This is a genomic window from Vibrio sp. Scap24 (assembly GCF_013394185.1).
Classification (GTDB): domain Bacteria; phylum Pseudomonadota; class Gammaproteobacteria; order Enterobacterales; family Vibrionaceae; genus Vibrio; species Vibrio pomeroyi.
The window spans coordinates 1,728,269-1,741,629 of record NZ_CP041333.1; the positions used below are offsets into that span (position 1 = coordinate 1,728,269).

Annotated in this window: 9 protein-coding genes; 6 read left to right on the plus strand and 3 right to left on the minus strand. The window is 47.1% G+C overall.

The genetic code is table 11. The features are described 5' to 3' along the window. Positions 1-374: 374 nt before the first annotated feature. Positions 375-1,592, plus strand: coding sequence for a serine/threonine transporter SstT (gene sstT / locus FLM53_RS22995; protein WP_086714851.1), 1,218 nt, complete (start codon positions 375-377; stop codon positions 1,590-1,592). A 196-nt stretch (positions 1,593-1,788) separates the two neighbouring features. On the opposite strand, the gene FLM53_RS23000 is transcribed toward sstT, so the two are convergent. The 3 genes from FLM53_RS23000 to FLM53_RS23010 form a co-directional block, all read right to left on the minus strand. Next, a complete protein-coding gene (locus FLM53_RS23000) occupies positions 1,789-3,009 on the minus strand; it encodes a tetratricopeptide repeat protein (protein WP_176679252.1) in 1,221 nt (406 codons plus the stop codon). Positions 3,010-3,315: 306 nt separating this feature from the next. After that, positions 3,316-3,918 carry a response regulator transcription factor gene (locus tag FLM53_RS23005; protein WP_176679251.1) on the minus strand — a complete coding sequence of 201 codons (603 nt, stop codon included), beginning with the start codon at positions 3,916-3,918 and terminating at the stop codon, positions 3,316-3,318. An 11-nt stretch (positions 3,919-3,929) separates the two neighbouring features. Next, a complete protein-coding gene (locus FLM53_RS23010) occupies positions 3,930-5,831 on the minus strand; it encodes a sensor histidine kinase (RefSeq protein WP_176679250.1) in 1,902 nt (633 codons plus the stop codon). 259 nt (positions 5,832-6,090) lie between these two features. On the opposite strand from FLM53_RS23010, the gene dsrO reads away from it, so the two are divergent. The 5 genes from dsrO (at position 6,091) to FLM53_RS23035 (ending at position 13,332) form a co-directional block, all read left to right on the plus strand. Continuing rightward, positions 6,091-6,897 (plus strand): sulfate reduction electron transfer complex DsrMKJOP subunit DsrO, encoded by an 807-nt coding sequence (gene dsrO / locus FLM53_RS23015; protein WP_176679249.1) that lies wholly within the window; start codon positions 6,091-6,093, stop codon positions 6,895-6,897. Then, entirely contained in the window at positions 6,894-8,042 is a 1,149-nt protein-coding gene (gene nrfD / locus FLM53_RS23020; RefSeq protein ID WP_176679248.1) for an NrfD/PsrC family molybdoenzyme membrane anchor subunit, read from the plus strand. The genes dsrO and nrfD overlap by 4 nt, the downstream gene beginning before the upstream one ends. A 14-nt stretch (positions 8,043-8,056) precedes the next feature. After that, the gene (locus tag FLM53_RS23025; protein WP_176679247.1) at positions 8,057-11,149 is read left to right on the plus strand and encodes a tetrathionate reductase subunit A; all 3,093 of its coding nucleotides are present in this window, start codon (positions 8,057-8,059) and stop codon (positions 11,147-11,149) included. Between the two features lie 470 nt (positions 11,150-11,619). Continuing rightward, a complete protein-coding gene (locus tag FLM53_RS23030) occupies positions 11,620-12,261 on the plus strand; it encodes a c-type cytochrome (protein ID WP_059017575.1) in 642 nt (213 codons plus the stop codon). A gap of 9 nt (positions 12,262-12,270) precedes the next feature. Then, positions 12,271-13,332 (plus strand): c-type cytochrome, encoded by a 1,062-nt coding sequence (locus tag FLM53_RS23035; RefSeq protein WP_176679246.1) that lies wholly within the window; start codon positions 12,271-12,273, stop codon positions 13,330-13,332. Positions 13,333-13,361: the final 29 nt, after the last annotated feature.

Here is a 13,361-nt window from a genome sequence, read left to right on the forward strand (position 1 = left end):
CACAATACGCTTTATTTAAACGACTAAGCCCCACCGTGTTAAACACGTGGGGCTTTTTGTTTCAATTTGGTAGCAAAGCGACTATTTATGCACACAATGTTCTTACCTATGAGCATTTACATTTCCAAATTTACAGTATATTAGGTCTAATAAATGCAGTTCCGCAGATTTATAGCTCAATCAAAATACAATTATTTAACATTTAGCTCTAAAAACACCACGTGGCGCAAACAATCACCCTAAAAGTAAACTATTCCTAGACACCCTCTAAGATCCCGCTAATATGACCGCCCATTCCACTAGTGTATAGTTGGATTTGGTACAACTTTATAAAAGATACATCACTATAATAATTTAACAATTGCAGGTATTTTATGCAAAATCACAACATGCTCGCCCGCATCGCTCGTGGGAATCTTGTCCTACAGATCCTTGCTGGTATTGTTTTCGGTGTCGTTCTCGCCATGGTTTCTCCTTCAGCAGCTCAAGACGCAGGCCTACTAGGTAGTCTGTTTGTTGGTGCTCTGAAAGCTGTTGCCCCAATTTTAGTATTCATTCTTGTTGCAGCTTCTATCGCAAACCAAAAGAAAGGTCAGCATACACATATGCGTCCAATCATTGTGCTTTACCTGATTGGTACGTTCTCTGCTGCACTGACTGCTGTAGTACTGAGCTTCATGTTCCCAACCACTTTGACACTGGTTGCAGGTGCTGAAGGTGCTAACCCTCCTCAAGGTATTGCTGAGGTTCTTCATACTCTTCTATTCAAGCTTGTAGATAACCCAGTTAGCGCGCTAATGAACGCGAACTACATCGGTATTCTTGCTTGGGCAATCGGTCTTGGCCTTGCACTGCACCACGCATCTGCAACAACCAAAGCGGTTTTCGAAGACCTAAGCCACAGTGTTTCACACATTGTTCGCTTCATCATTCGTCTTGCGCCATTCGGTATCTTTGGTCTTGTTTCAACGACATTCGCAACAACGGGCTTCGATGCTCTAGCAAGCTACGGTCAACTGCTAGCAGTTCTACTTAGCTCTATGCTGATCATCGCACTTGTGGTTAACCCACTGCTTGTCTTTGTGAAAACAAAACAGAACCCATACCCACTCGTACTGCAATGTATTCGTGAATCTGGCGTAACAGCATTCTTCACTCGTTCAAGTGCTGCAAACATCCCAGTAAACATGAACCTTTGTAAGAAGCTAAACCTAGACGAAGATACTTACTCTGTATCTATCCCTCTAGGTGCAACGATCAACATGGCAGGTGCTGCAATCACCATCACTGTGTTAACGCTTGCAGCTGTACACACAATGGGTATTGAGATTGATATCTTTACAGCGATTCTACTAAGCCTTGTGGCTGCGGTATCGGCATGTGGCGCTTCTGGTGTTGCTGGCGGTTCACTATTGCTTATCCCACTAGCTTGTGGCCTATTCGGTATTTCTAACGATGTAGCGATGCAGGTTGTTGCGGTAGGTTTCATTATCGGTGTGATTCAAGATTCGGCTGAAACAGCACTTAACAGCTCAACTGACGTAGTGTTCACTGCTGCAGTATGTAAAGCTGAGCAAAACAAAGCATCATAAGCTGTTGGTTTTAGCTGTTAGCTGTTAGCTGTTAGCTGTTAGCTCTTAAAGCAAACAACACGCAAATAAAAAGGGAAGCATCTGCTTCCCTTTTTTGTTATCTGATATTCGTGGTTAAAGCTGAAACGACCGTCACTTAATAGTTCTCAGTCGCTTACTCCACCATAGGAGAACCTATCAAGCCAATGAGCTCGACTTACTGGTTTCTATTCCAGTTAGACTCAACCGCGGACTGACTGAAGTCTAGAGGGTCGCTATTTGGGGTCGCTTGTCTCTCTGTTGATGCTTGTTCCGTATTAGGTTGCTGGCTGTAATCGACATTCGTATCTTGAGCACTCGAAGTTTGAGTATCTATATGGCTCGCATCTACTTTTAATGCCTCACCTTCTTCATCAGACGCTTCTTTCACTTTCTTAGGAATCGGTATATTACGTTTATAGAGCTTATTGAGCGCTTTAATGATTGAATGCTTAGTGATCGCTTCTTGAGTCAGCTTGGTCATTATCGGCTTAGTTAGAGCTTGTAAGCCCACGACGGCATCGACACCCAGTTCACCACCAACTTTATCCCGCAAATGCTTCGCTTCTGAGTAGCCAAAATGAGCCGACAAGAATAGCCAGATATACGCAATTGCATTGCCATGTTCACCATGGTCAATCCACGCTTCGCCTGCTCTAAACATGGCTTCTGCGCTGTTCTTTTCCGCTGCAGTTTCAAACCAGTACACCGCTTCACCGTGATTAGGCTCAACACCAACACCGTTCAAATAGCTCATACCCAGTTTGATCTTGCCATCTAGGTTATTTTTTTCAGCGGCCTTGTGGTACCACTCAAACGAGCTTTCGGCGGAGTAGTCTGGGTTTTCTTTGTCTAGACACCACTCGCCCATAAACAGCATGGCTTCGGTGTTCCCGCCCATTGCCGACTCTTCGATATAGGTGTAACCCTTGGGGATGTTCTTATCGGTTCCGCGCCCAGAAACGAGTGCTTTACCCATCTCAAATTTAGCCACCAGATCGTTATCCATCGCTGATATCGCAAGCTGCCAGAAATTGGCTTTTTCTCTTAAAATCAGGTCTTCTTTGCGCTTCATGCTCAGGCGCACAATGCCATACATGCCGTTGACATTATCTAGATGTGCGGCCTTATCGTACCAATACAAAGCTTCCTTGATATTGTTACGTTCGGCCTCTTTCGCTAAATATAGAATCGACGGAACATGTCCGGTTTCTGCTTTGAAATGGCGCTCTTTTTGCTCTTGGATGCGCGCTTTTTCAATCGCTTTTCGGTAAGCGACCGCACGAGCTTTGCGTTCTTGTTCCAAGCGCTGTTTTCTTAGCGATAAAGAAATCAGCCACACGGCTACAAGTATTAACGAAAGAGCCGTCGCACCAATTGCGATTCCCATTGTACTCATAAAATATTTTAACCTAACTCGGCTGATACAAATCTCGATATCGAGGTGTTATCAACCATAGTGAATGTTTCGAATTACAGGGAAAAGCGCCGTTATTAACGCGTTCCACCTTAAAATGAACTTAGTTCAGTATCTCAGGAATACATAACGATAAAAAGTCTACCGAGGCCTATCGGTATGCACTCCCTAAAGGGTGTGATCTTGCTTCAATATAGGTGTCAAATGAAGACCATCTTTCATCAGAAAAAACCTAAATATCGGTGGTAAAGTTGATGGATTTCCATCATAAATTTCGCACAGTGATAGTTAAGTCAATTGTCCGTATATGTAAGCCAGTTCCGCAACCGTCTTTGCTGAGAATTTCTTCATCAAGCTTGCTCGGTGTACTTCGACTGTTCTCATCGCAATGCATAATTCATCGGCGATTTTCTGGTTACGCTTGCCATCAATGATCTGCTTAAGGATGTCGATTTCTCTTTCGGTCAACGACGCATAAGCATGGCGATACACATTCATGTGAAGGTGCTTTTCAGAGGCTTCTAACCCTTGCTTGATTGCCTCGGCCAATTCCCCACCTTTTACTGGCTTTTGGAAGAAGTTCACCGCACCTGCTTGCAGGGCTTCTACCGCCATTGGCACATCCCCATGCCCTGTCAGATAGATAACCGACAGCGGGCTCTGTGCTTTCACCATCAACTCATGAACTTGTTGCCCTCTCATCTCTGGCATTCTGCTGTCTAGCACGACACAGCCCGGCTTTGTGAGATCCACAGAGTCTAAAAAGCTAGGGCCATCTTCATAGGCTGACACCGTGAAATCATGCTCTTCCAATAAGAACACCAACGAATCACGCATCGACTCATCGTCATCAACCACATAAACCGGCAACGTTTGATGAAGTTCAGGCATAACAAGATTCCTTATGAATCATTTGAAAGAGAAAAAGGTAACGTCACGGCAACGTGACAGCCATGAGGAGTCAGTGACTTAATGGTCATTTGACCGCTGTGGTCTTCAATCACGTCTTGGCAAATCGCAAGCCCTAAACCCAAACCGTTTTCTTTGCTACTCACAAAGGCTTGAGTGACTTGCTGCTCAGTAAAATCTAAGCCCGTGCCGTTATCGATAACCGACAGCATCATTTTATCCGGTTGATACTCGGTAATCACTTTAATTGTTGGTAGTTCGCTGTTTTTGTTATAAATATCAGACGCAGCGCTTTGTTCGCGATACTGTTGTGCGTTACACGCGTCAGTCGCATTGTTGATCAGGTTTACAATCACTTGCTGCAATCCCACAGGATCAACATGCAGTTGGATAGGCTTACCTACAGCGTGGCGCTCAATGATTATCTTGTGTTTCTGTAATCGAAATTGCAGCAGCTCAATGGTGTCTGTGAGTAACTGCTCGATGTCAGTCTGCGACTTCTCAGATGAGCGTTTCTTTATCATATTTCTTAAGCGTTGAATGATCGCGTCAGCCCTATCCACTTGCGACTGAATCTTCTCGAACACGGGTCCAATATCGGTCAATGGTTTGTTCTTCGAAATCCGTAATAAACCACCTTCGCTGTAGTTGCGAATGGCCGCCAAAGGCTGATTGATCTCGTGCGCCAAACTGCTTCCTAACTCACCAACTACTGCGATACGTTGAGAGTGCTCAAGTTGCTCACTCTTACTTTTTAGCTTGTGCAACGTGGCTTCTAACTGTTTTTTGCTGCGGCTAAATTTGTACTCCAACCAGAAGTGGTAAGCATTCAGTAACACCACCAGAATGAAGAACGCCCAAGCCCATTGCTGATTGTACTTAAGCCAGATTAACGCTTCTTTCCACCATGGCTGTTGCAGTGGGTGCATGTCGAGTTGCTGATACAATTTATCGATGGAGAGCAGGCTAGTTGGTGACGTCCAACCCGAAGCATTTGCCGCAATCGCTGGCGCACTGCTCTTTGGCATTGAAAACAGCACCTGACTCATTTGTTTAGCCAGTGCCGAAGAGGCTCGTTCTGTTTTGGCAAACGACCAGTTGGAATACAGAGGCGTAGACACTTGGCATCGGAAGCCTTGAGGCGCTTGGTTACCGATGATTCGATATTGCCCAGCCACCAGCAAACCTTCGCCAATCATGTTTTCAACCAAACAAGCAGGCACCACAGCCGCCTCAATGTGTCCTTCTCGCAATTGGTACAAACTGGCATCAATAGGAAAACCCAAGAACTGAGTATTAGAGAAAAAGTGGTTAGGGTTCAGCCCTTCCTGCATAACTTGATAGCGCATGGTGAGGTAGCCGCCAAACGCGTTTTCAGAAACCGCAGCAATTGGCTTTCCGCTCAGTTGTTCAAACGAGATATACGGAGACATCCTTCTGACCACTAATGCCGAACCGATACTGCGCGTGCTGCTCACACCTTGATCGTCGTAATTGTGACTGGTCATGGTTGCCATCCAAGAGAGCGCGTATTGACGTCCTAAACGAACTGCTTGACCGGGATTGGTGACAACAAAATCGACCGTGACATCTTTCACCGCTTCCGCCATCTCTTCTAAATTAAAAGGCTTGAGAACAAAGTGCTTACCCGGAATGCGTTCAGACAACCAATCCATTGTTGGCTGCCAACGTTGCTGCGCCGAAAGCTTACCTCGAGTCGCCAACACACCAACCTCGATAATTTGGTCGGGTTCATCTGTGTTTTGGTTTGTGCTTGTGCTTGTGCTTGTGCTTGAAGCTACTATCGCTTGTTCAGATTGAGCAGCGACACACACACCTGCAGTTAGGCTCAACCAACAAAGGCTGACAACGGTCATTAGTTTTCGAACGGTCACTGAAATCTCTTTCTCCAAGCGGACTGTTTATCCAATTTATTCTGGCTTCATTTTAGGTTAACGACGTGCTCCACGCTTAACTCATGTTTTAGATCGCCTTAAATAATCCTCTGAAACAAAGCATAACAGCTAGATTGCTAAAACCGCATTTGTTCTAGATCAACTTTAATCTGGGTATGTGGAAATCCACAATACCCCGTGTACGGTCAAAATCTGACAATGAGCCCAACAGAACGAATACCCATTTATAGGTACTAATATGGACTCATTGAAAAGACGGTTTCTCAGCCAGTTCGGTAAGGTTTCCGCCGGTGCTGCGCTCATTCCCATCACCGGAATCAACACCGCAGTCGCAAGCACAGCCATTCGCAATAACAACCAACCAGACCGTAAAGGCGAAGTAGGCAAACGCTACGCCATGGCGATTGATTTGCGTAAATGCGTAGGCTGTCAGGCATGTACTGTTGGCTGTAGCGTTGAAAACCAAGCACCGATAGGCCAGTTCAGAACCACAGTAAAACAGTATGAAGTCTCCCTTGATGATGGTTCGACGGCTCAACAAGAGGTGAAATCATTCATGCTACCTCGCCTGTGTAATCACTGTGACAACGCACCTTGCATCAAGGTTTGTCCTGTTCAAGCCACCTTCCAACGTGAAGACGGCATTGTAATGGTCGACAACGAACGTTGCGTAGCCTGTGCTTACTGTGTCCAAGCCTGCCCTTACGATGCTCGTTTTATTAATAACGATACACTGACCGCCGACAAATGTACCTTCTGCGCACACCGCCTTGAAGATGGCTTACTACCCGCTTGTGTAGAAACCTGTGTCGGTGGCGCGCGTGTGATTGGCGACCTGAAAGATCCAAACAGCGAGATCAACCGTCTGCTCAATGAAAACCAAGACGACATCAAGGTGCTTAAGCCAGAGCAGAACACCAACCCACATGTTTTCTATATCGGCATGAACGAGCGTTTCGTTAGTCATATCGAAGGCCAACCTGCGATTTATGATCCAACCGCCATCGATAACTCAGCTTCTAGCAAACAAGGAGAGACAGCATGAATATCACCGAGGTGTTAGTTCCCGCTCAAGAGATCGCTTGGCTACCGTGGGCGGTTCAATATTTCTTCTACATTGGTTCAGCTTATGCGGCGGCTATTCTGTTTTTGATTGCACTGATCTTCAAAAACTCTACCAGTCATCAATTCCGTTCTGCCCTGGTGCTTGTAATGGCCATTGGCGCGATTGTTGGTCCATTAGCCCTTACTGGTGACTTACACCAACCTGGACGTGCATGGCACTTCTACGCTCACATCACGCCTTGGTCATGGATGTCACTCGGCTCTCTGTTTCTTCCTCTGTTCTCTGGTCTGGCTGTCGCGACGGCTTGGGTTTACCTGCGTTATGACATTGCACAGCTTAAAGATAGTGAAAACCCACTTCTAAAACGCTTGTCTTGGCTAACACTCGGACAATGGCAGGTTTCAACAAAACTGATGATTGCACTCGCTGCTGTAACAGCAGTATCAGGCTTAAGTATTGCGCTTTATACCGGTGCCGAGATTGCAATTTTGGCGAGCCGACCGCTTTGGCATCAACCAGCTTCTCCGCTGCTTTGGTTTACGACCGCATTCTTCGCTGCAACGGGTTTAACGCTGTTGATTTGGGCCCTACTGCCTTCAAGCAAGCCAAGCTTAAAGCCAACAGACCTCGCTCTGGTCCAAAGAACCATTACGTTTACGGGCGGCCTTGCCATCATTCTTACGTCGATTTGGGCATCTAACCATGGTCACTTCAACTTGTATGAGAACGACGCTTGGGGTATCAATTTAGGCATCATGACCACCAGCATTTTGCTGTGCATGATCTTGGTTCTTCCGCTGCAACGTCTATCGCAAAGCAAGCTTGGTGTCATCCTTGTCGCGCTTGCGACCATGGTTTCGGCATGGGCGGTACGCTGGGTCACCATGATGGAAGTACAAACCATTCCCCGTTTTGATGTGGGTGCATTCCCTTATGAATTACCAATGGGTAGCGCAGGTTTACTTGGCATTGTTGGTATGTGTGGCCTTTGGTTAGCACTTGCCTTGTTCGCCTCTGAAATCGTGTCTGTTGGATCTACAAGAACAACTGGCTCTGCACTAAAGACAGCATCAAAGCCAAACCAAAATACATCATCGCCACTTAACCGCTCACATAGCTTGTAGTCTGAGGAATCATCATGGATAACAAACGTCGTCAATTTTTGAAAACAGGCCTTGCTGCCGGTGGTGTTGGAGCTTTTGCTGCAGGTTATGCGACAACCACAAAACACATGGTTCACGGTGCTATCGATGGCACAGCTGGCAAGAAAACCAACCACATCCAACACGGTAATTCGTTAGAGACGGAATACAGTGTCGATGAACAAGGTAAGATTTCACCAAATCCAAACCAACGCGTGGCACCATCAATGTGTTTTGGTTGCTGGACACTGTGTGGCTTGCGTGTACGTATCGATAATCGCAACGACGAGATCTTGCGTATCTCAGGTAACCCGTACCACCCACTATCAAGTGATCAGCAGATCCCGTTCAAAACACCGGTAAAAGACGCCTACATTGGCTTGTCTGGTGAGTCAGGCATCAACAACCGCTCGACTGCCTGTGCCCGTGGTAATGGTATGTTAGAGATTCAAAACAGCCCATACCGAATCACTCAACCGCTCAAACGTGCCGGTAAGCGTGGCGAGGGCAAGTGGGAGCCTATCAGCTACGAGCAGCTTATCTCTGAGATCACCGAAGGTGGTGACTTGTTCGGTGAAGGCGAGGTGGAAGGGTTACGTTCGATTCGCGATATCGAAACACCACTTGATCCGAAAAACCCTGAATACGGACCAAAAGCCAACCAGTTATTGGTAACTAATGCCGGTAATGAAGGCCGTGATGATATCTTGAAGCGCTTTGCATTCAACAGTTACGGTACTCGCAACTTCGGCCACCACGGCTCTTATTGTGGCTACGCATTCCGTGCAGGCTCTGGCGCAATCATGAATGACTTAGACAAGTTCTCGCACTTAAAGCCTGACTTCAACAACGCAGAATTCATTCTGTTCATCGGTATGTCTCCAGCTCAAGCGGGTAACCCGTTTAAGCGCCAAGCACGACAACTGGCTGAAGCTCGTACTAACGGAAAACTAAGCTACACCATAGTGACACCAAGCCTTCCGGCGGGATCTTCAAGCCTTGCAGCAGGCGATCGCAACAACTGGCTACCGATCAAACCGGGCACCGATTCAGCATTAGTTTTAGGCATGATCCAATGGATCATCGAAAACCAACGCTACAATCACGACTTCTTGTCTCGCCCAAGCGCACAAGCGATGCAGAAAGCAGGCACCACACACTGGTGTAATGCATCTCACCTCGTTATCAGCGACGAAACACACCCACAAAACGGGCGCATGCTTCGTACATCGGATATTGGTTTGCTAGAAACGGGCGAACCGATGTCTGACGATGATGCATTCGTCGCACTAAATGTGACAACGTCACTATTAACATCAAATATTAAGGTCGATGAAGCGGCGTTGTTCGTCGATCAAGACGTAGAAATCGATGGTCAGACCGTTCGTGTTAAGTCTTCTCTACAAAGATTAAAAGAAGAAGCCTTCAAATATGACCTTGCTTACTACAGCGAGCAATGTGAAATCCCGCAAGATCAGATCATTGCACTGGCAAAACGCTTCACCAGTTACGGTACAAAAGCTGTCGTGGATACTCACGGTGGTAACATGCACACCAATGGCTTCTACAACTCGTTCTCTATTCTGATGCTGAACGCGCTGATCGGTAACATCAACGCGAAAGGCGGGGCGATCGCGAAAGCAGGTGGCTACCCAACTTCTGTTGCAGGCCCACGTTACGACTTTACCAAGTTCAAGGGTAAGACTAAGCCTCAAGGTGTGTTCTTATCACGCAGCAAATTCCCGTATCACAAGACCAGCGAATACAAACGTCGTGTTGCCGCAGGTGAATCACCTTACCCAACACGCGCGCCTTGGTACCCAATCTCTGCGCCGCTGTTAACCGAGCATTTATCAGCGGCCATTGATGGCTACCCATATCGCGCAAAAGCGTGGATCAACCACATGGCGAACCCACTTTATGGCGTTCCGGGGTTAGACAACCTATTAGGCGAGAAGCTTAAGGATCCAAAGCAATTGGGTTTGATCGTCTCTATCGATGCCTTCATCAATGAAACCACAGCACTATCAGATTACCTTGTGCCAGACACAGTAACTTACGAGAGTTGGGGTATGGCGACACCGTGGCACGGCGTCGCAACTAAAGCGATCACCGCTCGTTGGCCGATAGTTGAGCCTAAAACCTCACGCACCCAAGACGGACGTGCCATCAACTTAGAAAACTTCTTTATTGATCTAGCGAAAACACTCGATTTGGGTGGCTTCGGCGACAACGCAATCAAAGACAGCCAAGGCAACTGGCACGGTATCCACAGTGCGGAAGACTTCTACCTGCGCTCTGCGGCTAACTTAGCATTTGCCAAAGGTGGCGTGCCGAATGTAGATGCAGAAGACATTGTTTGGTCTGGTCTTGAGCGCCTTGTGCCTGTGATGAACAAAACGCTTAAGCCTGAAGAGATGCTAAAAGTGGCGTACATCTTTGCGCGTGGCGGTCGTTTTGAAGACGCAACCAATGCCTACACTAATGAAACCATGAAGTACAAATGGACTAAGCCACTGGCTATTTGGAATGAAAAGCTTGGTACCTCTCGTAACACCATCAGTGGCGAGCAGTACATGGGTTGCCCAACATGGTATCCACAAAAGCTGGCAGACGGCACACCATTGGCAGAGCAGTTCCCAGCAAAAGAGTGGCCATTTACTCTAACCAACTTTAAATCCAATATTCACAGTGCGGTGTCTAACCTGTCACCACGTTTAGAGTCGATCAAAGGCGTGAACCCGGTGTACATTCACCCGCAAGACGCCTCTTCAGCGGGCATCAAAACTGGTGACGTATTTGCCATTGAAACACCGAGTTCAACCACACATGCGTTGGCGATGGTGATTGATGGCATCAAGCCGCGCACATTAGGCTTTGAACATGGCTTTGGCCATAAAGAACTCGGCGAACGTGCGCACTGGATTGGGGACACGCAGCAACCAGTAAAAATGAAGTCAAACGATGGCGTTAACATCAATGATATTGGCTTGATTGACCCGACGAGAGAAGGCAAAGGTGTAATGCTGGATTGGGTGGTGGGCGCTGCAGCAAGACAAGCGCTTCCGGCGAAGATCTACAAAGTCTAATCACAAATCCAATACACGCCCCTACTGATACATAGCTAGGGCGATAACAGAGCAACTTTACCGTTCGAAGTTGCTCTGCTTTTTTAACAGCCAATGCATCGATAGCATTCAATCCGCGACATCCAAGCCTCAACAACCAATCCAGTCGCAACAACCAAAGATTCTTCTCTTTTCTTCTCTTCACCACAACTTTTTTAGTCAGAATCCATAAAGCGGCTATGCTTATACAATCGGTGCCATAAAAGAGCCTTAACAAGCAGTTACACCGAGGCGAACATGGCAGTTCCCTTGCATTTCGTTAACGGCAATCAGATTCGCCTATCGAAATTCACATAAATACCATCATGGTGACTGAGGTTATTAATGTGAGACTTACCTCAAGTTCCAAGTGAATTAATGTGGAAATCCACAATAGCGCGAGCAACCAATTATGTCGAAAATGCGTGCACTATAACCAATAGCGACGCCTCATGATTAAGCTGAACATAAAAACTCAAACTCTAACGCTTTGCATCGCTGCTCTGGGAAGCCTTTCTTTATCCGGTTTTGCACAAGCAGCGCCTAATCCAATGCCAGAAGCCGCAGAAACCTGTAGCGGATGCCACCAAGCCGACGGAAAAGGGATGCCTAACATCGCCCCGATGCTTGCAGGGCTTAATGCTGACTACCTAGAACATCAACTGGTTCTATTCTCTAGTGGTGAGCGTCAAAGCGCGATCATGAAGGGCATGGCGGATGGTGTGTCTGATCCTGCGATTCGTCGTGAAGTTGCCGAGTACTTCGCTTCGCTGCCTTCTTATGAATTCACTGATTTAGAACAACGTGGCTCACAAGCTGATATCGATAACCCGTATCGTAAGCTGGTATTCCAAGGCGATTGGGATCGAAACATTCCAGCTTGTGCAACCTGCCACGGCCCAAGTGGTATGGGCGTAGACAAGTTCCCACGCCTAGCGAGCCAACACGCCGACTACATTCAAACTCAGCTCAACGCTTGGAAAAACGGCACTCGTAAGGGTGATGATTTGAACATGATGGGCAACATCGCCGGTAAGTTGACCGACGATGAAATCAAAAACCTGTCTTACTACTTCGCATCTTTCCGATACTAAAGGGCTCGCATGAAAACATTACTTTTAATTACCGCAACCCTTGCCTCTGGACTCGCTTACGCCGAAGGTGAGTTGCCTGATCGCCAAACCGAACTGCCCGCAGTTGAGAAACCTCAAGATAACAAATATCTGGTGCCACGAGACTTGGTCGATATTCCTGCTGGGGAATTTGGCGACAAAGTAAAACTGGGCTATTCGCTGTTTGTTGACTCACAGCAGATGCGCGGCGAGTACGTCGGTAACGAGCAAAGCTGTGTCAACTGTCACATGCAAGCAGGCATGAAGGCGAATGCGGCGCCTCTTTGGGGTGCTTACATGGCCTACCCGGCTTACCGTAAGAAAAACGACAAGGTAAACAGCTACGCAGAACGTATCCAAGGCTGTTTCACTTATTCAATGAATGGCTTGCCACCAGCCGTTGGCTCAAAAGAAATGGTCGCACTAACGGCTTATTCATACTGGTTGGCGATGGGTGGCATCTTAGATAAAAACGGCATGCAAGATACGCCCGTTCCTGAGATCAGCGATGCGGATTTACAAATCGGTGGTAAAGCGGAAAGCTTTCCTCTTCCTGAAGAGCTGCTAAGCAAATATCCAATTGATGATCGCAGTAAGTTGGCTGGCCGTGGCTATCCTAAGATAGCTAACCCTGAACAAGAGCCTTCGATTTCGCGTGGTGAGAAGGTTTACCAAACCAGCTGCCAAACCTGTCATGGTCAAAATGGCGAAGGCATTAAAGGGGCTGATGGTCGATCATACCTGCCACCACTTTGGGGCGAAAACTCGTTCAACTGGGGCGCAGGTATGCACCGCGTAAACACAGCGGCTTACTTTATTTACGAAAACATGCCGCTTGGAAAGAGCCAACAGCTTTCCATTCAAGACGCATGGGATGTGGCCGCTTTCGTCAACAGTCATGAACGCCCACAAGACCCACGATACAAAGGCGATGTGGCTGCTAATGCAGAGCGCTATCACAACCATCAAGGCTACTACGGTAAAGAAGTTGATGGCCACGTGCTAGGTACAAAAGCTTACCCAAGTGGTAAGGGAATAATCCAAAACCATTAGTGGTCCCACAAAATTTTGCTAAACGTGAA

What these genes read in the sequence shown, in the direction of transcription:
- FLM53_RS23005 (WP_176679251.1), bottom strand. Translation starts at nt 3,918, where the DNA reads ATGCCTGAACTTCATCAAACGTTGCCGGTTTATGTGGTTGATGACGAT.
- FLM53_RS23025 (WP_176679247.1), top strand. Translation starts at nt 8,057, where the DNA reads ATGGATAACAAACGTCGTCAATTTTTGAAAACAGGCCTTGCTGCCGGT.
- nrfD (WP_176679248.1), top strand. Translation starts at nt 6,894, where the DNA reads ATGAATATCACCGAGGTGTTAGTTCCCGCTCAAGAGATCGCTTGGCTA.
- FLM53_RS23035 (WP_176679246.1), top strand. Translation starts at nt 12,271, where the DNA reads ATGAAAACATTACTTTTAATTACCGCAACCCTTGCCTCTGGACTCGCT.
- FLM53_RS23000 (WP_176679252.1), bottom strand. Translation starts at nt 3,009, where the DNA reads ATGAGTACAATGGGAATCGCAATTGGTGCGACGGCTCTTTCGTTAATA.
- sstT (WP_086714851.1), top strand. Translation starts at nt 375, where the DNA reads ATGCAAAATCACAACATGCTCGCCCGCATCGCTCGTGGGAATCTTGTC.
- FLM53_RS23030 (WP_059017575.1), top strand. Translation starts at nt 11,620, where the DNA reads ATGATTAAGCTGAACATAAAAACTCAAACTCTAACGCTTTGCATCGCT.
- dsrO (WP_176679249.1), top strand. Translation starts at nt 6,091, where the DNA reads ATGGACTCATTGAAAAGACGGTTTCTCAGCCAGTTCGGTAAGGTTTCC.